This is a genomic window from Undibacterium umbellatum (assembly GCF_014284125.1).
Lineage (GTDB): Bacteria > Pseudomonadota > Gammaproteobacteria > Burkholderiales > Burkholderiaceae_D > Undibacterium > Undibacterium umbellatum.
The window spans coordinates 786,440-808,852 of sequence record NZ_JACOFX010000001.1; the positions used below are offsets into that span (position 1 = coordinate 786,440).

The following is a 22,413-nucleotide window of genomic DNA, read 5'->3' on the forward strand; positions in this document are numbered from 1 at the left end:
AATCCTTGCCTTGCACAATTGCGAGGGCAAGGATAGCTGAGCAAGACACAGCAAAATTACACATTTGCCCGAACCAAAAAATCCACACCTATCTCACGCCAGGCTTCAATTTCTTTTTGCAACCAGTAGGCCACTGTAGGATGAACACTGACCCAGTCACGTTTCATTTCCAGCTCAACCCTACCCTTCATTTTCAAACGCACATCTTCAAAATCAATTTCTGCACGTGAATGCATAAGCATCACCGCCAGGCGCAGGGCCAGCACTGCCTTGGCAAAATCCTGGTCAGCCAAGCCATCACCCACCTTGCGCAGATTACCTTTCTGACTGAGGATGAGCTTGCTCATCACTCTTTGCTCACGTGTGGTAAAGCCCGCCATGTCGGCATTTTCTATCATGTAAGCGCCATGCTTGTGATAACCGGTATGCGAAATCACCATTCCCACTTCATGCAGGATGGCACTCCATTGCAATAAGTGCACATAAGTATCACCAGCGGGTCTTAATTGCAGATACAGCGACCTCACCATATCAGCCACCCGGTTTGCGCGAGACATATCAGTACGGAACAGATTGGCGAAAGACTGTACAGCAACCTCACGGCGATCGCGCTTTGTTGCACGCAAGTACAAATCCCACATCACGCCCATGCGCAAACCAGCCTCGATCGGCAGCAAGACTGTGATATTGAACTCGGTCATGAGACCTATGAGTATGGCCAGGCCGCCTACTACCATGGCGACGCGCTCAGGTTTGATGCCGCTGAGCTCCAGCTGATCCAGCTGTCCGCATTGCACACAATATTGTTTGAGTGCATTCAGGCTCTTCAAGGTCAAAGTGCCGTCACCCAGGCCACCTTTGCTGATGGCATCAGAAATCGCCCGCATCGTGCCTGATGAACCATAAGCCTTGCGCCAATGTTGCGGCTGATAAGGCGGCGCGGCGTCTTCAAACATCGAACGCGCAGACAAGATGGCTGCCTCAAACGCGGCATCAGTCAGACGCCCATCGGGGAAGAAACTGGTGCTATGCTTGACCGTTCCTATACTGAAGGATTCCACCCGCAGGATTTGATGGCCCTGGCCGAGTATCACCTCGGTCGAACCACCGCCGATATCAAGGACCAGGCGACGCTCTCCAGGTACGGCAACCGCATTCGATACCCCTATATAAATCAGGCGGCCTTCTTCTTCACCTGAAATTACTTCGATAGGGCAGCCTATGGCGGCCTCCGCCAGCGGCAATAATTGCGCGGCATTCTTGGCGATGCGTATGGTATTAGTGGCGACAACGCGCAGATTTTCTACCGGGTAGGCATTCAGGATTTCGCGAAAACGTGTCAGGCAATTAATCGCTTTTTGCATGGCATCTGGTGTCAGATTGCCATCCTTGTCCAGGCCTGCTGCCAGGCGTATGGGGTCGCGCGCGCTTTTGATGACTTTGATGACGTCACCTTCATGCCGCGCAATGTGCATGCGAAAACTGTTGGAACCCAGATCAACGGCGGCCAGCATGCTTTTTATCCTTTACTAATGATGAGTGAAGCGATCAAAAAAACGCCTGGAAAAACCAGATGCTTTACAGAATAAGCATAAATGATATTAATCATTTTTTATGACCTAACAGTGACCTTGATGAGCTACGGTGGCAAGTGCGCCACAAATGCTCACAACTGTACAAAAAATCTTCTCTGCATGGCTTCCAGTCCAGTCGTTTTCAATACCTCGGCCAGGCGCTCTGCCGGTCGCTTGGCTGACAAGCCTTTGTATTCTGCCACGATCAATTCGTTTTTCATCGAATGTTCCCATCCTACCAGTTCTGTGACCCTGACCTGATATCCATGTGCTTCCAGTTGCAGGCAACGCAGCACATTGGTGATCTGGCTACCGAATTCGCGCGTATGGATGGGGTGACGCCACATTTCTGACAAGGGGTTATTCTTTACTGCGTCACCCTTGGACTTGCGCAGCTCTGCCGCCACTTCTGCCTGGCAACACGGCACCAGCACCATGAACTGCGCTTTTTTCTTGAGAGCGAACTGTATCGCATCATCAGTCGCAGTATCACAGGCATGCAGGGCGGTGACGATATCGATTTTCTCCGGCAGTGCCGATGAAGTAATAGAATCGGCAACAGACAAATTCAAAAAAGACATGCCAGGAAAATCCAGGCGTTGCGCCAGCTCGGCTGAACGCTGCACCAGCTCATCCCGCGTCTCTATGCCATAAATCCTGGCCTTGCTTTGCGCCTGCTCAGATTTGAAGAACAGGTCATACAGGATAAAGCCCAGATAAGACTTGCCCGCACCATGATCCACCAGGCTGATATCAGCATGGTCTTGCTGCAATTTCTGCAATAGCGGTTCTATGAATTGGTAGAGATGATAAACCTGCTTGAGCTTGCGTCGGCTATCCTGGTTCATCTTGCCATCCCGCGTCAGGATGTGCAGCTCCTTGAGCAACTCCAGCGACTGGCCAGGACGTATCTCGTGTTTTTCCTGCGCCTCGTGCACAGCCTGCTTATTGGCACTGCCAGCTTTCTTTTTCATGTTATTCAAATCTATTGAGGTTCAGGCTTCGGTTTATTTAGTGCCGACAGCAAAGCTGACAATGGCAATACTCATACAAATAGTACACGCTCGACATGCAACAAGCACTATGTGGCTTGCTGCAATCTTGAGAATGAACGAGGGCGAACATGCCACGCTCTTACTGCCAGGGCTTGATCATTCCCCATAAAAACTTGCTGTTAACGGATAAGCTGGATGCCTGACTGGCAGTAAAACTGAGCATGGCATCCAGATCCTCGCGTGTATATAACTTTCCATCAAATATCAGCAGGTTGATGGCGCGGGCATGTTGAATATCTTGCAGCGGATTTTTGTCAAGTATCAGCATATCGGCAAATTTGCCCGCCTCTATGCTGCCATAATCTCGCTCAAGGCCAAAATGCAGTGCTGGTGTCCAGCTTGCGGCACGCAATGCCTGGGCTGGTGTCAAACCGGCCTGTACCAACTCCAGCAATTCATCATGCAGGCCAAAACCATGAGTAACGTAGGGGTCCATGGAGTCACTGCCTGCCATCACGGCAACACCATGAGCCAAAGCACGCTGGGTCATTTTCTGCGATGCACGGTAGTATGCCTCAAGGGCTGGCCGGTCTTCGGCAGCAGTGCCAGCCACAGCCAGATAGGCAAAGAAGCGCCACATAAACCGCTGTGGCAGTGCCACATACTTAATACGTTCATCACTCTTGTATGTATTGGATAGCAAATGCCAGTCTTGCCCGATTGAGGCAATGTGAGTAGGAACATAGCCAGTGCGGTTCCGCGCCATCGAAGCCAATACGGCATCACAACGTTTGTCATCTGCCCGGGCAAGCAATCTGGCTTTAGAACGATTGCGGCCATCAAATGCAGCCAACAAATCCGAACACTGGGGCAACAAGCCTGAGTCATGCTCGACACTCTGCACGCTAGCCAGTAGCGGATCAAGTAAATCAACTGAAAATGGCAAGTGCCCTGCAATACGCATACCCTGAAGATGAGCCTGCGTTACAAGGGTACTGAAAACCAAAGGATTGACATGATCGTCGAGCTGGAGTTTGATGAAATCATCACCACGTGCTTTTAACGCCACAAGTAGAGCACGACTTTCATTTTCCAGGACATGCGTGTCAACGTCACGATTTTGGCCAAGATTTTCAACGTGATAGCTGGCGGTTGCTATAATTCTTGGGGATAAAAGCGAGCCTTCTGCGATCCTGTCCTTCCACTTCCGGATTTCTGGCAAGCATTTCAGATTATCACTCCATGAGCAGGCATCGCCCATATCCCTGACAGAAGTTACACCATTGGCCAATAATAATGGAAAATGCAATTGTGGCGATAGTCTTAGCGAATGAATATGCGCATCCCACAGTCCAGGAATCACATATTTGCCAGCCCCGGCAATCCTGCGCACTTCATTAAAAACCGGCACATCTTCAGTACGCCCTACAAATGAAATGCGATTTCCAATAACAACAATAGCCTGATGTGGTATCTCGATGCCATTGCGAGTATCAATCACAGTCAGGTCTTCAATCACCAGAGGACTTGCCTCTGCCGCTTTCACAGGGAGCTCTTGCAGCGGCAGCAGCACACCTACCACAAGTGCGACTGACACCAAAGCGGTCATCGCCACTACAAATCTCGCCAGAATAGAAGACTTTTTCCCTTGAAAGAATGGCATAAGCTCACGAAGTGCCGTTGAAGTCAATAAAGAAATACTATCGCGATACAGCAAACTCGGCGCAAAAGATGCTGAGGCGTCGAAAAAATGGCTAAAAGAAAAGGGTTGCACGCGTGAGCGAACAACCCTTTTCTTGTGCTGCTAATTTTGGTAGGCCGTGCGGGATTCGAACCTGCGACCAACGGATTAAAAGTCCGCTGCTCTACCAGCTGAGCTAACGACCCAAAACTGCTACATACTGCTAAAAAATTTAAAGACTTAGTAAAGTGACCTAAGTCTTTGGTATTCGTGGTAGGCCGTGCGGGATTCGAACCTGCGACCAACGGATTAAAAGTCCGCTGCTCTACCAGCTGAGCTAACGACCCGAAGACAAAGATTATAGGGGGTTTCGGGGTCGCTGTCAACGCTGCTGCCAGATTAAGAGGTAAGCTGCCCTATTTCAATGCAGCCAGACGGTTCTTTGCTGCCTGTGCAGCTTCGGTGTCAGGGTATTTTGCCAGCACGCTTTCCAGGACTTTTTTGGCGGCCGCCTTCTCTTTCAACTCTATATGGCAGGAAGCGATATTCAACAAGGCATCAGGCGCCTTGGGATGATCGGGGTAGTTCTTCACTACTTGCTGCATATTCAAAATGGTATTGCGGAAATCACGTTGCGCAAAATAAGAGAAGCCCAGCCAGTATTGCGCAGAACCGGCAAATGCCGATTGTGGATTATTCATCAAAAAACTGGAAAAAGCTGGTGTTGCAGCCTTATAGTCACCCGCCTTAAACAAGGCCATGGCAGCGTCGTAGGATCGTTGCTCGCTGACATCCACTGTCGCCTCCTGCCCATCCACTGTCATGCGCTTGGGCTCAACCTTGCGGACACGGTTATCAAGATCGACATAAAAATCTTGCTGACGCTTTTGGGTATTCGCCAGGTCGTTGGATAGGACCTCTATCTGACCACGCAATTTGGCAATTTCTGAACGCAGCAATTCATTTTCATTCGCCAGTTCCAAAGCGGTGCTTTTATCTGCCTTGCTTTCAAGCTTGGCATCGAGTCTGGCATTCACGGCATCCACTTTTGCCCGCAGGTCCAGGATGGCTTTACGTGCTTCATCATCATCAAAAATACCGGCAGATGCCGCAGATGGCAAAATTGCGCAGGACAGTGCCGCAGCGAGAAAGGTAGTGCGTAAAGAATTGAGTTTCATGGCAATCTGAAAAAATGGATACGCGCTGCACTTCTGGAAAAGAAATACAGCGCCAAATGCAAAGAAAGCCTCAACAGAGGCTTTCAAACACAAAATTACTTGTACAGAATATCAGAACGACGGTTTTCTGCCCAGGAAGCTTCATCACTACCTGTTGCCTTTGGTTTTTCCTTACCCAAAGAGACAGCTTCGATTTGTGCATCGGACACACCCAACAGTGTCAAAGATTTGCGTACTGCTTCAGCACGCTTTTGACCCAGTGCCAGATTGTATTCGCGGCCACCACGTTCATCGGTATTACCCTGGATCAGGATATTGCGGTTTTTGTTCGCAACCAAATATTTGGCATGCGCTTCTACCACTGGCTTGAATTCATCTTTGACGGCGTAGCTGTCATAGTCGAAGTAGATGCTACGTTTTGCCAAGGCGCCTTGTGTCAATGGATCGACTACGGCAGTCACTTGCTTGACTGTGTTAGTGTCAGTCTGTGTAGTTGTACCCTTGTTAGTGGAATTATCTTCGATTTTCTTGTCTTCCAGAGGCACTTTGGAAGCACAGGCTGTCATCAAAACAACGCTGGAAATCAACATTGCGAGTGTTTTGGATTGGGATGTAAAACGCATTTTCTCTCCTGATTAAAATAGCTAAACAAATAGTCAAATACTGCTTATTTCATGAAGGGACCCCAGGTGGGCTCCCGAATATCTCCGGCCTGGACCGTCAATTTTTGCTTCACCTTGCCATCAATAGACACTACCGCGAGCGAGCCGCGGCGGCCTGACTCGGTTGCATACATAATGTAACGTCCATTTGGTGAAAAGCTCGGTGACTCGTCCTTGGTAGTGTCAGACAGCCTTAATTCCTGGCCGCTGGCTAAATCCAGTACATATAACTGGAATTTACCGTCGCGACGTGAAATATAAGCCAAAGTCTTACCGTCGGGGGATATTCTTGGAGTGATATTGTAGGTGCCGCCAAAAGTAACACGCTTGGCCTCGCCCCCACCTGCACTCATTTTATAGATTTGCGGGTTGCCACCGCGGTCGCTGAGGAAATAAATCGACTGGCCATCAGCAGCAAATTGTGGTTCAGTATCGATAGCAGAACTGGAAGTCAGTTTTTGCAGATTGCCGCCATTGGCATTCACCGTAAAAATCTGGGTCTGGCCATCGCGCGACAATGCCACGGCCAGCTTGCTGCCATCTGGCGACCATGCTGGTGCGGAATTATTACCCTTGAAATTGGCGATTTCAGTTCTTTCACCTGTGACCAGGTTTTGCACCAGGATTACGGGCTTGCGCTTTTCAAAGGACACATAGGCGACCTTGGTACCATCTGGTGACCACGCTGGCGAAATGATGGGCTCAGAAGAACGCAAGGCGATTTTGGTGCCTTCGCCATCGGCGTCTGCCACTTCCAGGCGATATTCAGAACCAGCCTTGGTCACATAGGCGATACGAGTTGAAAATATGCCACGTACGCCAGTCAGTTTTTCATAGATATCATCCGCAATGCGGTGAGCCGTCAGGCGTACATTGGCTGGTGGCGCGGTCACAGAAAAACCGGACAAAGTGCTGGATTTGACCGTATCAAGCAATTTGTAACGCACATCGAAGCGGCCATCGGCCAGGCTTTGCACACTACCTACTACCAGTGCATCTGCACCCTTGGCTTTCCAGTCGCCAAAATTGACAACGGCATTTTCGTTCAGGACAACATTGGCATCAATAATCTTGAAATAGCCACTGCGTGTCAAATCATCCTTGATGATGCTGGTCACTTGTTGAGGAGTAAGGGCCTCATCTGTGAATCCAGCAATAGCGATAGGTATCTGGTTGGAACCTACGCCAGATACTTCGACCCTGATCTGGGAGTAAGCAGGGGCAAGACCAGATAAATTAGCGACAGCAGCGATCACTGCCGTCACTGCAATTTTTTTCAACATGGACATCATCGGGTTTTATTCTTCCTTCATACGATAAACCAGCGTCAGGCTGGACGGGACTTGACCACTCTTGTCACGCGGGAAAGGAGCAGACTTTTCTATTCCTGCAGCCACCGCATCGTCAAAACTGGCAATCCCTGAGGATTTAACTTTGCGTATTCCACCACGGAGTGATCCATCTGGCAATAGGTTAATGCTGTATTCCACGGTAGGATTACCCGCAGTACTGTCAATTCCGCTGAAATTCGTGTTGGACCTGACCTTGGCGGCAATTTTTGCGATATAACTTGGATCACCGCGGGTGTTCCCGGTGGATTTTTCACTGGTCCCTGAGCCACCACTACCTGTATTCGCCGCCTGTTTGGTGACACGCGCGAGTTCATCTTTAAACAGCTTGTCCGTCTTTTCTTTTTCTTTGGCGGCCAATTTCTTTTTCTCTGCGGCTTCCTGGGCCAGCTTTTCTTCCTTGCGTTTTTGCTCGGCAAGTTTTTCTTGCTGTTCTTCCTTGCGTTTTTTCTCAGCCAATTCTCGCTGGAGCTCTTCTTCCTTTTTCTTTTCGAGCAATTTACGCTTTTTTTCCTGCGCCAGAGCTATTTCTGGGTCTTCCTGACGCACTTCTTCCTTGACCGGGACAGGCTCTTTTGGCTTTTCTTCCACAATAGGTTCGGGTACGGGGACAGGTTTCGGGGCAGCTTCACGGTTCGTTAAGTCCCAAATTTCTGCCACTGTTTCATTACTAGCCTTATTTTGCCAACTCACTCCCACCCACAAAAAACTTAACAAAACAGCATGAACAACAGCAGCCAGTGCGATGGCTCGCCAGTGTCCTGTCTGATGTTGATGAAAATCCGGATGTGCTTGATTGGAAACCTGATTCATAGTCCTTAAGACTTTATTTGCCCGACTTGGTTCCGGAAATGATGACCACGTCAGTGACAAAAAATGCGCATTAGCTGTTGTAACAGCTGAAATTATAAACCGCATTCGGCTTTTTACCCCAGAGTTACTACCTATTGCCTATCTTAGCGCATAACAAAAAGCTAATCCGTGTAAAATTTACAGGCAATTTGCGCCCACTTTTGAAGAAGACAACATGAATACACCTTCATCTACCCCTCCTTCCGCATTAAAGCAGTTGAAAATTGAACGTGGCAGCAGTGCGCCAGGCAAAAAAATACGCTGGGGCCGCTGGATTACTGGCTTCGTTATCCTTGCCGGAGCAATTGGCTTTGCCCTGAAACCCGGCAAAATCGAGGTGCAAGTCACTTCTGTCATCACAACCTACCCTTCCCAGCAATATGCGCAACTGACAGCCTCAGGCTATGTCGTCGCGCAAAGGCGTGCCGCAGTAGCCAGCAAGGCCACTGGCCGCCTGATACAACTGAATGTACGTGAAGGCAGCCAGGTAAAACAAGGGGATTTGCTGGCCAAACTTGATGCCAGCGACATCCTGGCCGCCAAAGCCCAGGCCCAGGCTGGCATACGGCAAGCTGAAGCCAGCGTTGCCCAGGCCAATGTAGAACTGCTGAATGCCGAATCCGAACTGAAACGCAGCCAGGGCCTGCGCACGCAAGGATTTTTATCTCCACAAGCGCTGGACACAGCGACTAATCGCGTGAATATGGCAAAAGCCGTCATCAGGTCGGCGCAGGCAGCCGTTGGCGTTGCTCAAGCACAATTTAAAGTACAGCAGGTAAGCCAGGACTTTACGGAAATCCGCGCGCCTTTTGATGGCGTGGTATTGGTCAAGAATGCCAATGTCGGCGACATCATCACCCCCTTTTCAAATGCCGCGGGCAGCCAGGGTGCGGTAGTCACCATGGCAGACATGACGACGCTGGAGGTTGAAGCAGATGTATCAGAAAGCAATCTGGCCAAGGCCAAAATAGGTTCTCCAGTTGAAATCACGCTGGATGCCTTGCCCGACAGCCGCTTCAAAGGCAGCATCGTCGGCATCGTGCCTACCGTAGACAGGGCCAAGGCCACGGTCATGACCAAGATACGTTTTGAGAAACTGGACCCACGCATCCTGCCTGAAATGAGTGCCAAGGTGACTATCCTGTCACAAACAATCACAGATGCGGATCAAAAACCCTTGCTCGCTGTCAACCCCAAGGCCGTCGTCGACCATGAGGGTAAAAAGCAAGTTTACCGCCTCAAGGACGATACTGTGGAATTGATACCTGTCACGCTGGGCCGCAAGATAGGTGATAACGTCGAAGTCAGCAGTGCATTGAAGTCAGGTGACAGACTGGTGTTGTCACCCTCTGAAAAAATAAAGCCTGGTGCGCAAGTAGTGGTGGCGACAAAATGACCGCAAACAATGAAGAAGTGCTGATACGCATACAACAACTGGGCAAATCCTATGAACGCGGCGGGCAACATATACCCGTGCTTGAAGGTGTCGACCTGGACGTGCATGCTGGTGAATTTGTTGCCTTGATGGGACCCAGTGGCTCAGGCAAAAGCACCTTGCTCAATTTGATTGCTGGCATAGACAAACCCACCAGTGGCAGTATAGAAATTGGCGGTATCGATATCGCCAGGCTCAGCGAGTCTGAACTGGCCGACTGGCGCGCTGCCAATGTCGGCTTTATTTTTCAGTTCTACAATCTCATGCCGGTGCTGACAGCGTTTGAAAATGTAGAGTTGCCGCTATTGCTGACGAGATTGTCGCGCAGCCAGCGCAAAGCCCATGTCGAAGCGGCACTGGGCATGGTGCGCCTGACAGACCGAATGGATCATTATCCGAATGAGTTGTCTGGTGGGCAGCAGCAGCGTGTTGCCATTGCCAGGGCGCTAGTGACTGACCCTACCCTGATAGTCGCTGATGAACCTACCGGCGATCTCGACAGAGTGACTGCTGGTGAGGTGCTGGATTTGCTGGAAGAATTGCATAGCGAGTTGGGCAAAACCATCGTCATGGTGACCCATGACCCGAAAGCTGCAATGCGCGCCAAACGCCTGGTGCATCTGGAAAAAGGTGTATTGGTGCCAGATGAAGTCATGGACGCTGCTGCGCACTTGACTGCACATTGAAGATATAAAGAACACCCGCCATTATGTTCATCTTTCGCCTTTTACTGAAAAATGCATTTCGCCACAAGCTGCGCACCTTGCTGACCATGGTTGGCCTGGTCGTGGCAATTTGCGCTTTTGGCTTGCTACGTACAATTATCGATGCCTGGTACGCAGGCGTAGAAGGTACCTCCAGCACCCGTCTCATCACCCGCAATGCGATATCACTCACCTTCCCTCTGCCATTAAATTATGCCGAAAGATTGAAAACGGTGGATGGTGTAACAGGCATCAGTTGGTCGAACTGGTTCGGCGGCATCTATATCACCGAAAGAAACTTCTTCCCACAGTTTGCAGTGGAGCCCGCCAGCTATCTGGCGCTCTATCCTGAATATGTATTGAAAGACGAAGAGAAAAAAGCTTTCCTGCTTGACAGGCAGGGTGCTGTGGTTGGACGCAAGCTGGCCAATCAATATGGCTGGAAAATAGGTGACCAGATACCGATACGTGGCACTATCTTCCCCGGCACCTGGAACTTTACCTTGCGTGGCATCTGGGACGGCATTGATGCCAAGACAGATGAATCACAACTGCTGTTTCACTGGCAATTTTTGGCGGAATCAGTGCGCAAGCGGGCTGCCAAAGGGGCAGACTATGTCGGTGTGTATGTGGTACGCATTAACGAACCCAACAATGCACCGATTATTTCAGAACGCATAGACGCCCAGTTTAAAAATTCACTGGCAGAGACACTGACGGAAACCGAGAAAGCATTTCAACTGGGTTTTGTCTCCATGAGCGAAGCCATCCTGGTTGCAGTCAACGCCGTCAGCATCGTGATTGTCGTCATCATTATGGCCGTGATGGCAAACACTATGACCATGACGGCACGTGAGCGGTTGGCTGAGTACGCGACACTTAAAGCACTGGGATTTTCGCCCAGCTTTGTCGTCAAACTCTTGTTTGGTGAAAGCCTGGTGATCGCCCTGCTGGGAGGTGGGCTAGGCTTGCTATTGACTATCCCCATTGCCAATACCTTTGCCAAGGCCGTGGGCACACTGTTTCCCGTATTCATGGTGTCTGATCTCACCATGCTGCTGCAATTGCTGGCAAGTGTGGTCGTAGGCGTCGTTGCAGCAGCCTGGCCTGCATGGAAGATGAGCCGGATAGATATCGTCAACGGTCTGAGGCATGTCGCATGAAAGCGATTCCATTCTCTTATATCGCCCGCAACCTGTGGGTCAGGCGCGTCACCACGCTGCTGACTGCGGGTGGCATGGCGCTGGTGGTATTTGTCTTTGCCACCGTGCTGATGATGAGTGAAGGCATACGCGCCACGCTGGTCGCAACAGGGCAGCCTGACAATGTACTGGTCTTGCGTAAAGGCGCAGGCGCGGAAATTAATAGTGGTATTTCGCGCGAGCAGGCTGCCATCGTCGAAAGCCTGCCAGGCATTGCCACTAATGGCAAGGGTGAGCGGCTGGTCAGCAAGGAACCAGTGGTATTGAATAATCTGCCCAAACGCAGCAATGGCAAGCCCAGTAATGTCACCGTGCGCGGCACATCTGCGCTGGGACTGGAATTGCGGCCACAGGTCAAGCTGGTGCAGGGCCGCATGTTCCGGCCCGGCACCTCAGAAATCATCACTGGCAAATCCATCGCAAGCGGTTTCCGTGGCACTGATCTTGGCGAAACTTTGCACTTTGCCCAAAGAGACTGGGTGGTCGTCGGTGTATTCGATTCTGGCAAGACTGGCTTTGACAGCGAAATCTGGGGCAATGCTGAGCAAATGATGGCAGCCTTTCGCCGCAATGCCTATTCGACCATGGTGTTTCGCCTGGCTGACAAGTCGGCTTTTGAAAAAACAAAAACTGCCATTGACACTGACCAACGCCTGCAAATTGAAGCCAAACCGGAGATTCAATTCTATGCAGAGCAAAGTGAAGCGCTTGCCACCTTCATCCGCATCCTTGGCTTGAGCCTTTCCATCATCTTTTCCATCGGTGCCATTGTTGGGGCCATGATCACCATGTTCGCCGCCGTCGCCCAGCGCGTCGGGGAAATTGGTACGTTGCGCGCCCTGGGTTTCAGGCGCAGCGCTGTATTGATTGCTTTTCTATTTGAGTCACTCTTGCTCTCTCTGGTGGGCGGCTGTATAGGCTTGTTTGCCGCTTCATGGATGCAAGCAGTCGATATCTCAACGACCAATTTTCAGACCTTTAGTGAGTTAGCCTTCCAATTTAAACTGACGCCCGAGATCGCGGTCCAGACTATCGTGTTTTCTTTGTTTATGGGTTTTGTCGGTGGCTTCATTCCGTCATGGCAGGCAGCCCGAATGAAGATCGTTGATTGTTTGCGCGCCAGTTAATCCAGGCGCAAAAATAGCTACACCAAGTCGGGATTTTTTTGAAACTTTCATGGCTTTGTGCAGTCCATCATTCTTTAATCAGGATGAGTACAAATGATGGACAAACCCAACAAGCTCAGCATGCTGACTATTTCTCTGCACTGGATCATCGGCATCCTTATCATGGGTCTATGTGCAGCAGGTGTGTATATGACCAGGGCAGAAGCCTGGGACTTGTACCCCATTCATAAGTCCCTGGGCGTGCTGGTGCTTTCTGCTGCCCTACTGCGTGTACTATGGCGCATTAAAAATGGCTGGCCTGCACCAGTAGCGGATTATTCCCGACTCGAACATTTAGCAGCAAAAGTCGTCAAATGGGTATTGATCATTGGCACAATAGCTTTACCCGTCAGTGGCATGTTGTTTTCTGGAGCCAGCGGCCACGGCTTTGGCATATTCAGCCTGGTACTGGTTCCTGCTCAGCATATGCCTGGCAACCCCGCAGAAGTGTTGGCTTATAGTGAATTCTGGGCAAGAGCTGGTGCCAGCATACACCAGGCGACAGCGTATATCCTGATTGCGGCCATCCTCCTGCATGTGGCGGGCGCAGGCAAACACCACTTTATCGACAAGGATGCGACTCTAAACCGCATGCTGAACAAGTAAATCCTGCCATTTTAAAAGCGCCTATCTATGATGCAAATAACCTGGATAAGCGGACTATTGTTCGCTCTTGCCCTGCCCGCAGCAATCGCACAAACCAGATCACCCGAATGGGATACATGGCTAACAAAAAACACTTGCGCGATCACAGATAAAAATGCCAGCGATGACTACGCCGACCTTGCTGCTTTTGGTGCAGCCATCAAAGATAGCCGCATCATCCTGCTGGATGAGCAAAGCCATGGAGAAGAAAATGTCTTTGCATTGAAAGCCAGGCTAGTGAGATATCTGCATGAGAAACATGGTTACCAGGTGTTGGTGCTGGAAAGTGGTCTATATGATGTTGAGCACATCTGGCGAACTACCGAGACAGCCAACACCATACGCTCACAAGCACCAGGCAATGTGTTTTACCTGTATGCAAACAGCCCTGCAATGCAAGGGCTATTCGAATATCTCCAAACTCAAAAACAGGGAAATGCTCCCCTGATACTATCGGGCATGGATAGTCAGCATACTGGCACCTATGCCAGACAATACCTGTTGAATGACCTGAAGAATCAACTTAACAAGACAGGCAATACCAAGTTGGGCAACAATATTTTCTGGAGTAAATTTGCCGAACTCAGCCTGGCCTTGTTCAACATGGACCGCACAGCACCCGATACCAAGACCCAGGAACAATATTTTCAATTCATGCAACAATTAAAAGCTGCTTTCCCTTCAAGTGAGCAGTATTTCTGGCAACGCATTGTTGCCAGTATCGAGGATCAGGCGAGGCGTTACTGGGGAAACAGACATGAACACCGCAGTGCGGTCATGGGCGAGAATTTGCTTTCCCTGCTGCAGCATCGCTATGCTAATCAAAAAATCATCGTCTGGGGGCATTTCGTGCACCTGAATCGTAGCGGGTTACCGCGCCATGGCAATCTTGGTCACCTGGTCAGCGATCGGTTTAAGGACAAGGCCTATGTTGTCCATTTCACAGGCAATAAGGGGAGCTACTACAATTTTTTCAATGATCAGAATACCCCAGTCCTGAGCTTCCCTGCCAAGACCATAGAAAATCATCTAGAACGCCAGCCAGGCCCTTATAACTTTACTGACTGGCGCAAACTACCACCACATCTGAAACAGGATGTGAGTATGCAAGCTGCGCTCAGCTCTTACATTCCTCAAGGCTTGTTTGAATTACCTGAAGCTGGAGCACATTGGCATGAACGTGTAGATGGAACTTTTTACCTGAACAAGATCACAAGCACAAAACCATGAACTTGTTGAGCAATGCTGCTTATATCGTGTTGATAAACGTCTTGTAAAAATCAACGAAAGCCCTGACCTTGCCAGGCATATGCCGCCCTGGTGGCAGTACGGCATATATGCCGCCCTTGGGCAACTCGTAGTCAGGCAGCAAACGTTGCAACTTGCCAGCCTTGATCGCCATGGCTGAACTCAATTCCTCCATGGCAGAAATACCCGCACCAGCTTGCAGCAAGGCCAGCAAGGCATTTGGCGAATCAACCTGCATGCGCGATTTCATGTGTATGGTTTGTACACTACCTGAGGCATCTGCAATTTTCCAGGTCAATGGCGCAGGCAACAGGGACAGCGCAATCCATTGATGCTCGCTTAAATCCTCTGGTACTTTGGGTATGCCATGCTTTTTTAGGTAAGCTGGCGCGGCCACGATGAATTGCTGAAATTCACCGAGCTTGATGGCCCTTTGCGATGAATCGCGCAACCAGCCCATACGAAAAGACAGATCTATGCCATCTGCGACCAGATCAGATATGCGGTCACCCGTCCGCAAGTCTATACGCAAGTGCGGATGCAACCGGGAAAACTCGGCCACGGCTGGCGCGATAGACAAAGTCGCATGACTGACGCTGGCAGACAAGCGCAGCAAACCTGTCAACTCCCCCTGCTCACTACCCACTTGCGTCAATGCATCACGCAAGCCCGCCAGCAAGGGCTGGCACTGTTCATGCAGATTTCTCCCGGCATCGGTCAGAGCCATCTGGCGCGTGGTGCGGGTGAACAAGGCTGCGCCCAATTGGCGTTCCAGCCGGTTTATTTGTACGCTGATCTTGGCTTTCGCCACATCCAACCTGTCTGCTGCTGCCGTAAAACTTCCTGCCTCAACGACAGCATCAAAAATGGTCAGGCTATTCAAATCTATTTGATCCAGTGCTGCCATGTTCATCCTTATATTGCGTCAATTGCCCGATGAGCTTTACATCCACAACTTTAATTGATAACAAATTTAGAACAATGAATTATTGATTATCACATTTATCTAGTCAATAAAAACTGTCAGACTGCGCGTCATCAACACATTCATCAAGGAGAAGCAAATGAATATCGCCATTATCGGTGCCAGTGGTTTTATAGGATCCGCAATTTTGACAGAAGCATTGTCACGCCAGCACAAAGTCACAGCCTTTGTTGCCCACCCTGAGAAATTGGCAGCAACTAATCAATTGCAAGTGATTGCCACTGATGTGCAAGATCTGCAAACCTTGAGTAAGCAATTGACTGGATTTGATGCCATCATCAGCGCTTTCAGCGGTCATGCAAATGCTGACACTCTGGAATATTACGTCAGCGGCATCAGCAAAATTATTCAGGCTGCCAAGCTTGTGCAAACACCGCGCCTGCTGGTGGTTGGCGGCGCGGGCTCACTGGAAGTTGCACCTGGCGTACAGGTACTCGATACGCCTGACTTCCCTGAAGCGTACCGGGCATCGGCTGAAGGTGCGCGCACTGCATTGCAACTGCTGCGTCAGGAAACAACGCTCAACTGGACCATGCTCAGCCCCTCAGCCATGATTGCGCCTGGTCAGCGCACTGGACATTTCCGACTGGGCAAGGATAATTTATTGATTGCTGCAGATGGCAAGAGTCATATATCGGTAGAAGACTATGCGGTAGCGATGATCAATGAACTGGAAGTACCGGCAAATCAGTATCAAAGATTTACGGTAGGTTACTGATCTGGCGGTGAGAACATACTTAAGTATGACAGCTTATGGGGAAAGTATTTAGTATGATACGTATTCATCTCAACTGAATCTGGCTTCCTGGACCAGGGTGTGTTGACATATCTTTTCGTCTAAAAGGCATGTCAACACATCCAAATAACCCTTGCAGCTTCCACCAACTCACAAACTTGAAGGTAACCGCATGAGCGCACTGGTAATAAAAGAATGGAAGACTGACACCAAACCTATCGACGACAAGAATAATTTCATCAGCATTACCGGTCGCCAAAGCGGTTTGATTGCATGGATTTTGTCGCTGATGGGCGTTGACCCTACCACCAGAATTTTGGTAGGCGTCGACAGGGTTGAGTTTACTGCGAATTCATTAGCGGGAACAGAGTCCCGCATGTTACCGCTGCAAGGCATTTGCTCAACTTATTATGGCTATCACAAGCCGTGGAAGCAGGCTTTGAGCTACTTTTCCATAGGATTTTTTATTGCATACTTCTTAATGGCGGCGCAGCTATTTACCCCGGCACTGTTAGTCATTTTCGCTGGTGCAGTGATAGGGTTGGTGTACTACTTTCTGAATCGAGAACTGACGCTGGGATTCGTTGAGAACAGTGGTGTCATTAGCGGCATACGCTTCAAGCGTTCTGTTATTGAAAATATTGATGTCAACGAGGAACAGGCGAAATCCGCATGCGTCATCATACAAAAACTGATAGAGGCGAAAGAAAAACGTAGCAAGGCTACGGCTAGCTGAACAGCGACTGAGCGACTCCATCATCAGTCCTGCGTATTGCATTTATTCCTCAATGAGGCCGCATAAAATTTATGCGGCCTCATTTCATTTAGGCCTCACCCTTGTGTCCACCAAAAATGCATCGGGACATTGAATACTTGTCAGTATGTTGAGGCTGAAAAGTGGTTGCTGCAGAAATCCTGTGTCATGAAGCGACCTGAAGAAATTTTTAGCCCTTGTAACTTACCAATGATGGAAAAACCCATTAAGTACCAGATTTCAGTACTAATCGTTCAAGCATACTAAGCCTGGCATTTTCTATTGGCGTAGTTTTTTTATCTTTGCGAGACTTCGCTCCGAGCTCTCCGCCGGAGAGTAGTTGTGCGGCAGGAATGCCGCCCGGACTGTTTAGCTTCCATTGATAAAAGGATTACCATGAAACATATTTTCAAACTGACAGCCATCGCGTTCTCCAGCTTCATGGCCCTGTCGTTTTCTGCTCACGCACAAGATAAAACGGCGCAAGAGCCTGAGTCTACAGCGATAATTGGTGCTGGTGTGTTCTATGCGCCTGAATACCTGGGTGCGAAGAAAAATCGCTTTGGCCCTGCTATCTACGGCGAATACCAAAACAAAAACGGTTTTTTTGTCAGCACTGCGCGCGGCATAGGTTATGGTCAGAAAGTCGGTGATTTCTCACTTAGCGCAGGAATAGGCTATCGCGCAGGCCGTGAAGATTCACGCGATTCGAAAAAACTGTTCAGTTCAGATGACTTGAAAGGCATGGGTGATATTCCTGGCTCTGTCACAGCCAACCTGCATGCAAGCACCACCTTTGCTGGTGGCATCAATGCCAGTTTTGGTGCCAACCTGGCGTTGTCTCATAGAGAAAATGGCAATTCCTACGAATTTGGCTTGTCCGCCCCGATATTTCAGACTACCTCAGACAAAGTTGAAATTGGTGGCAGCCTGACTTATGGCGATGCTAAATATAACCAGACCAATTTTGGTGTAACTGCCAAGCAAAGTACTAATTCAGGCTACAAGACATTTAACGCAAAGGCCGGATTCTCACAAGCGCTGGGCACTGTCTCATGGACACATATGATAGACAAAAACTGGTCTGTACGCAGTGCCGCAGGTGTCTCTCAAGTGATGGGTGATGCTGCAGACAGCCCGTTGACGAAAAAGAAAACCAGCCCGATATTGATGACAACAGTAAATTATACTTTCTGACTTGCATAATGTAATTCTTGCGTGAGTACAGGCCCTGACGATAGAGATACATTATCAACAGGGCCAGCATCGTTAATGAGCCAGTGATTACACTGAGATAGTCACTTTTTGACGCGTAAGGCCGTGACGACACCAATAATCAAAAAAGTAATCCCCAGCAAAACCATGGGTTCCGGTATGCGCTTACTCAGAATGAATGCATAGGCCAGCGCTGCCAGCGTTTCAAACACAATGAGTTGCCCTGCAAGGTTGGTAGGCAAGCGTTTGCTGGCCTGGTTCCAGCACATCGTGCCTAGCCATGAGGCAAACAAACCAATAATCAACATCAGAGTGATGAAGTATTGTGGCCGGGGGCCGAATGGCATGGAAAAATCCTGCCCGCTGACACTCATGTATATCCATAAGCCCAAATAACCGAGCACAGCAAGCGGCAAAGTGGCAACACCTTGGGCACTGGCCCAGACTCTGGGATTACGGTCAGGGTGGTGACGCAGCCAGTCTGCATTTCTTAAGGGGTACCAGGTCCAGCAGGCCACGGCAACAAGGGCAAACAAGCCTCCTATGATATACGTCCGGATATCTTTGTCAGAGGCCGCCTGCAATGCGCTTATTTCCACACTGTTGACGCAGGCCACGCCAGCAAAAATAATCAATAGCGATGGCAGCATGCGTCGCCAGGCGATGCTGCCATCCCTCTGGGCATTGCGATAATTGGCGGTAATGGCAATGACTACGGGCAGGGTCCCTATCAACATGGTAGGCAGCGGCGCACCAGAACGTTGTATGGCGCTGGCCAGACACAGGTAGTACAGGATATTGCCAACGGCTGCCAGCTTCAGCGCCTCTATCCAGTCGGACTTGTTCAACAAGCGTAATTGACGCCTGTCCATCCAGGCTATCGGCAGCGTAATCAGGCCAAATGCGAGGTAGCGGCCAAATGATTGCAGAGCTGCCGGATACTCGGGCAAGAGCAAAGGGCCAATAAATACCAGGCCCCACATCAAACCTGCTGCCATTGCATATAAAACGCCGATACCCATAAAGTCTACCCTCAGAAAAGAGTCAGCTTAGAACATCTTGGGATGGCAGTCTTGTACCAGATTGCGCTTAGAACCTGTTTACGATCTTACTGCGCGTGCGTGATCGGGGCGCATCTGCTGCTGATAACGTGCAGGTGTCACGCCATAGCGACGCACGAATGCCCTGTTCAAATGAGACTGGTCTGCGAGGCCAGTTGCAGCTGCCACCTGCGCCGGTGGCAAACCCTTGGCCAACAGGCATTTGGCCTCGTACAAACGCAATGCCATCAGCATTTGCTGTGGTGTGGCATGATATCGCGCCTTGAAGCTGCGCAAGAAGTGAAAGGGGCTTAGTCCAGCAACCTGCGCCAGTTGCTCAAGGCTGATGCGATCTGCCATGTAGGCACGCATATAATCAAGCACCGCAGCAAAGCGTTGCTTAGCCAGAGATATTGGTGCTTGCGGCGCACTGGCAAAGCGCCTGAATTCAAACAGGATATCAAACAGGAGGCCGTCAAAACTCAGTTTGTCGGCGGCTTGCCAAATCTGCTCAAGCATAACACTCAACCTGCGCGCACTATTGGCATCATGAGCAACTGCATCCCTGAACCACCAGCCACGCTCGCCCGTCACTTCTGCCACCACTTCAGGGTCTATATACATCATACGATAGCGCCAACCGGTATCAGTCTCTGCCCTGCCGGTATGCAATTCGTCCGGATTCATCAGAACCACGGAGTCTTGCGGTGCCAGATGATCACTACCCAGATAACGGAAACGCTCTACCCCGCTGGCAATAGACCCCAGGCCAAAAGCTTCATGCGTATGCGGCTCGAAGGCGTGAGCAACGATATGGGCGCGGTATAACTCGACTCCGGGCCGATGTTGTACCCTTTTGAATTCTGCACGGTCACTCACATGTTCAAAGCTTTCAGGCACACCGGGCATGGACAAAGCGTCCTCATTGCCCTGAAGGCCCTGTTGTATGCTGGTATGGATGTCGGCTATGTTCATGAGATATCTTGTCTGCTTTTACAGTACCGTTTCAACACCACGGTTAGCCAGTTGATCAGCTCTTTCATTACCAGGATGGCCGGTGTGGCCACGCACCCAGCGCCAGTCAATTTCATGGATGGTGCGGGCGGCATCGAGTTGCTGCCACAGATCGACATTTTTTACCGGCGCCTTGGACGCTGTTTTCCAGCCCTTGGCTTTCCAGCCGGTAATCCATTCAGTGATGCCCTTCAACACATACTGGCTATCGGTGTGCAGAGTGATATGACAGGGGCGCTTCAATGCACCCAGTGCCTGTATCACTGCCATCAATTCCATGCGGTTATTGGTGGTTTCTTTTTCACCGCCAAATAATTCTTTTTCTTTATTACCCGCTATCAGCAAAGCGCCCCAGCCACCAACGCCAGGATTACCCTTGCAGGCACCATCTGTGTAAATTTCTATATTATCCATTTGATTCTTTTGATTTGTTTGCCACTGGCAAGGCATGTGCACTGGATACCCGTTTTTGCTTCCATGCGGGTCCTATCAAATGCATGCCTTTTACTCTTTTCACGGCCTGCAATATATACACCGCGCCAAAATAAGGCCACCAGCGTTGTCCTGCTTTTTCCATGAAACGATAGCGTTGCAGCCATTTTTCTGATTTGAAAGGCGGCGCATAGCAACCAAAATCGCAGCTTCCCACTTCCATATTCAATAACTTAAGCCAATCCTTCAAACGCGGTGGGCTGATAAATTCACCCTCTTTGGGCAAGAAATAATTCTTGCTCAAGCGCCCGGTCGCCTGCCTTGCCCCCCACAGGCTAGCGCGGTTAAAGCCGGTGATGATGACCCTGCCTTCAGGTATCAGGACCCTTTCCACCTCGCGCAATATCTGATGTGGCTCTTGAGCAAATTCAAGCACATGGGGCAAGACGATCAAATCTATGCTGTGCGCATCAAAAGGCAATTCGGCAAAGTCATGAATGACAACGACTGGCCGCTTTTGCCCCGGTTGACTTTCATCCGGCATGCGGTAATTGGTCAGCCAGCGATGAGGCATGCGGCTGGCTGCCAGCGCATCAACTTGTGGCAAACCTATCTGCAAGGCATTGAAACCAAAGATGTCCACCGTCAATTTATCGAGCATGGCCTGCTCCCATTGACGGATATAGCTACCTGCTGGCAGCTCTAACCATGATCCAAGGTCTATAATGTTTTTTTCCAAAGCATCCATGCCTGATATGAAGAATTCCCTGAGTATATTGACTGTCCCCGCCTTTGACGACAATTATCTATGGATTATCCATGATGGCCACCATGCTGCCGTGGTTGATCCTGGCGACGCCATGCCAATTTTACAAGCTCTGGCACAACATCAACTGACATTGTCCGCTATTTTACTCACTCATCACCATGCAGATCATATTGGCGGTGTGCCGCGCCTGCTGGAACATGCGGCTGTCCCGGTAATTGGCCCAACTATAGACAAGATCGCTGTAGTCACCCAAAAACTGCGACAAAATGATGTAGTGACCGTGCCTGGCATCAATCTGGAATTGAAAGTGCTGGATGTACCTGGCCATACGCTAGGCCATATTGCCTATTTCGCACCTGAACAACATTGGCTGTTTTGTGGTGACACACTGTTTGCCGGAGGTTGCGGCCGCCTGTTTGAAGGCACACCTGCACAGATGCTGCATTCTCTGGACCAACTGGCTGCCCTGCCAGATGACACGGCAGTCTATTGCGCCCATGAATATACGCTATCCAATTTACGCTTTGCCAAAGAAGTAGAACCAGGCAACCAGGATTTGCTTGAGCGGATCAAACGCGAACAGGCCAGACGTGAACAAGGCATACCTACCGTGCCCACCCAGATAGGACTGGAAAAACAAACCAATCCCTTCTTGCGCAGCCGCGAAACCAGCATCATCAATCGTCTTTTGGAAAGCGGCAAAATCCCTGCCTCACAAAATGATGTCAGCCATTTCGCCGCCTTGCGTGAATGGAAAAACCGCTTTTAAGAACCATG

Annotated in this window: 22 protein-coding genes and 2 tRNA genes; 10 read left to right on the plus strand and 14 right to left on the minus strand. The window is 50.0% G+C overall.

Annotation, left to right across the window (positions count from 1 at the left end):
• Positions 1-56: 56 nt before the first annotated feature.
• The 9 genes from H8L47_RS03665 to H8L47_RS03705 all read right to left on the minus strand — a co-directional run bounded on the left by H8L47_RS03665 (position 57) and on the right by H8L47_RS03705 (position 8,357).
• Positions 57-1,514 (minus strand): Ppx/GppA phosphatase family protein, encoded by a 1,458-nt coding sequence (locus H8L47_RS03665; protein ID WP_186951841.1) that lies wholly within the window; start codon positions 1,512-1,514, stop codon positions 57-59.
• 152 nt (positions 1,515-1,666) lie between these two features.
• On the minus strand, positions 1,667-2,548 hold the full coding sequence (locus H8L47_RS03670; protein WP_186951842.1) for a class I SAM-dependent methyltransferase: 882 nt from the start codon (positions 2,546-2,548) through the stop codon (positions 1,667-1,669).
• 160 nt (positions 2,549-2,708) lie between these two features.
• Positions 2,709-4,232 (minus strand): amidohydrolase family protein, encoded by a 1,524-nt coding sequence (locus H8L47_RS03675; protein ID WP_186951843.1) that lies wholly within the window; start codon positions 4,230-4,232, stop codon positions 2,709-2,711.
• A 148-nt stretch (positions 4,233-4,380) separates the two neighbouring features.
• Positions 4,381-4,456: transfer RNA gene (locus tag H8L47_RS03680), tRNA-Lys, on the minus strand.
• A 65-nt stretch (positions 4,457-4,521) separates the two neighbouring features.
• Positions 4,522-4,597, minus strand: a tRNA-Lys gene (locus H8L47_RS03685).
• A gap of 69 nt (positions 4,598-4,666) precedes the next feature.
• The gene (ybgF, locus tag H8L47_RS03690; RefSeq protein WP_186951844.1) at positions 4,667-5,428 is read right to left on the minus strand and encodes a tol-pal system protein YbgF; all 762 of its coding nucleotides are present in this window, start codon (positions 5,426-5,428) and stop codon (positions 4,667-4,669) included.
• Positions 5,429-5,523: 95 nt separating this feature from the next.
• Positions 5,524-6,051, minus strand: a complete 528-nt coding sequence (gene pal, locus H8L47_RS03695) for a peptidoglycan-associated lipoprotein Pal (RefSeq protein ID WP_186951845.1) — start codon at positions 6,049-6,051, stop codon at positions 5,524-5,526.
• Positions 6,052-6,095: 44 nt separating this feature from the next.
• Positions 6,096-7,373 (minus strand): Tol-Pal system beta propeller repeat protein TolB, encoded by a 1,278-nt coding sequence (tolB, locus tag H8L47_RS03700; RefSeq protein WP_186951846.1) that lies wholly within the window; start codon positions 7,371-7,373, stop codon positions 6,096-6,098.
• Between the two features lie 15 nt (positions 7,374-7,388).
• On the minus strand, positions 7,389-8,357 hold the full coding sequence (locus H8L47_RS03705) for a cell envelope integrity protein TolA (RefSeq protein ID WP_230413560.1): 969 nt from the start codon (positions 8,355-8,357) through the stop codon (positions 7,389-7,391).
• A gap of 109 nt (positions 8,358-8,466) precedes the next feature.
• Here H8L47_RS03705 and H8L47_RS03710 point away from each other — a divergent pair, with 109 nt between their 5' ends.
• The 6 genes from H8L47_RS03710 to H8L47_RS03735 all read left to right on the plus strand — a co-directional run bounded on the left by H8L47_RS03710 (position 8,467) and on the right by H8L47_RS03735 (position 14,673).
• The gene (locus tag H8L47_RS03710; RefSeq protein WP_186951847.1) at positions 8,467-9,687 is read left to right on the plus strand and encodes an efflux RND transporter periplasmic adaptor subunit; all 1,221 of its coding nucleotides are present in this window, start codon (positions 8,467-8,469) and stop codon (positions 9,685-9,687) included.
• On the plus strand, positions 9,684-10,412 hold the full coding sequence (locus H8L47_RS03715) for an ABC transporter ATP-binding protein (protein WP_186951848.1): 729 nt from the start codon (positions 9,684-9,686) through the stop codon (positions 10,410-10,412). Before H8L47_RS03710 ends, H8L47_RS03715 begins: the two co-directional genes overlap by 4 nt.
• 23 nt (positions 10,413-10,435) lie before the next feature.
• Positions 10,436-11,593: an ABC transporter permease gene (locus H8L47_RS03720; RefSeq protein WP_186951849.1), complete on the plus strand. Its 1,158-nt coding sequence runs from the start codon at positions 10,436-10,438 to the stop codon at positions 11,591-11,593.
• The gene (locus tag H8L47_RS03725) at positions 11,590-12,759 is read left to right on the plus strand and encodes an ABC transporter permease (RefSeq protein ID WP_186951850.1); all 1,170 of its coding nucleotides are present in this window, start codon (positions 11,590-11,592) and stop codon (positions 12,757-12,759) included. Before H8L47_RS03720 ends, H8L47_RS03725 begins: the two co-directional genes overlap by 4 nt.
• 93 nt (positions 12,760-12,852) lie before the next feature.
• Positions 12,853-13,404 (plus strand): cytochrome b, encoded by a 552-nt coding sequence (locus tag H8L47_RS03730; RefSeq protein WP_230413561.1) that lies wholly within the window; start codon positions 12,853-12,855, stop codon positions 13,402-13,404.
• 27 nt (positions 13,405-13,431) lie between these two features.
• Entirely contained in the window at positions 13,432-14,673 is a 1,242-nt protein-coding gene (locus H8L47_RS03735; RefSeq protein ID WP_186951851.1) for an erythromycin esterase family protein, read from the plus strand.
• 19 nt (positions 14,674-14,692) lie between these two features.
• Here H8L47_RS03735 and H8L47_RS03740 read toward each other — a convergent pair whose 3' ends face one another.
• Positions 14,693-15,598 (minus strand): LysR family transcriptional regulator, encoded by a 906-nt coding sequence (locus H8L47_RS03740; protein WP_186951852.1) that lies wholly within the window; start codon positions 15,596-15,598, stop codon positions 14,693-14,695.
• A gap of 157 nt (positions 15,599-15,755) precedes the next feature.
• Between H8L47_RS03740 and H8L47_RS03745 the strand changes: the two genes are divergently transcribed.
• The 3 genes from H8L47_RS03745 (at position 15,756) to H8L47_RS03755 (ending at position 18,363) form a co-directional block, all read left to right on the plus strand.
• The gene (locus H8L47_RS03745; RefSeq protein WP_186951853.1) at positions 15,756-16,394 is read left to right on the plus strand and encodes an NAD(P)-dependent oxidoreductase; all 639 of its coding nucleotides are present in this window, start codon (positions 15,756-15,758) and stop codon (positions 16,392-16,394) included.
• A gap of 190 nt (positions 16,395-16,584) precedes the next feature.
• The gene (locus H8L47_RS03750; protein ID WP_186951854.1) at positions 16,585-17,148 is read left to right on the plus strand and encodes a hypothetical protein; all 564 of its coding nucleotides are present in this window, start codon (positions 16,585-16,587) and stop codon (positions 17,146-17,148) included.
• A 414-nt stretch (positions 17,149-17,562) separates the two neighbouring features.
• On the plus strand, positions 17,563-18,363 hold the full coding sequence (locus H8L47_RS03755; protein WP_186951855.1) for a MipA/OmpV family protein: 801 nt from the start codon (positions 17,563-17,565) through the stop codon (positions 18,361-18,363).
• Positions 18,364-18,464: 101 nt separating this feature from the next.
• Here H8L47_RS03755 and H8L47_RS03760 read toward each other — a convergent pair whose 3' ends face one another.
• The 4 genes from H8L47_RS03760 to H8L47_RS03775 form a co-directional block, all read right to left on the minus strand.
• Positions 18,465-19,403, minus strand: coding sequence for a DMT family transporter (locus H8L47_RS03760; RefSeq protein WP_186951856.1), 939 nt, complete (start codon positions 19,401-19,403; stop codon positions 18,465-18,467).
• A gap of 78 nt (positions 19,404-19,481) precedes the next feature.
• Positions 19,482-20,330: an AraC family transcriptional regulator gene (locus H8L47_RS03765; RefSeq protein WP_186952028.1), complete on the minus strand. Its 849-nt coding sequence runs from the start codon at positions 20,328-20,330 to the stop codon at positions 19,482-19,484.
• A gap of 84 nt (positions 20,331-20,414) precedes the next feature.
• Positions 20,415-20,849 carry a ribonuclease HI gene (gene rnhA, locus H8L47_RS03770; protein WP_186951857.1) on the minus strand — a complete coding sequence of 145 codons (435 nt, stop codon included), beginning with the start codon at positions 20,847-20,849 and terminating at the stop codon, positions 20,415-20,417.
• Positions 20,842-21,615, minus strand: coding sequence for a class I SAM-dependent methyltransferase (locus H8L47_RS03775; protein WP_186951858.1), 774 nt, complete (start codon positions 21,613-21,615; stop codon positions 20,842-20,844). Before H8L47_RS03775 ends, rnhA begins: the two co-directional genes overlap by 8 nt.
• Between H8L47_RS03775 and gloB the strand changes: the two genes are divergently transcribed.
• Positions 21,593-22,405, plus strand: coding sequence for a hydroxyacylglutathione hydrolase (gene gloB / locus H8L47_RS03780; protein WP_230413562.1), 813 nt, complete (start codon positions 21,593-21,595; stop codon positions 22,403-22,405). The genes H8L47_RS03775 and gloB overlap by 23 nt on opposite strands.
• Positions 22,406-22,413: the final 8 nt, after the last annotated feature.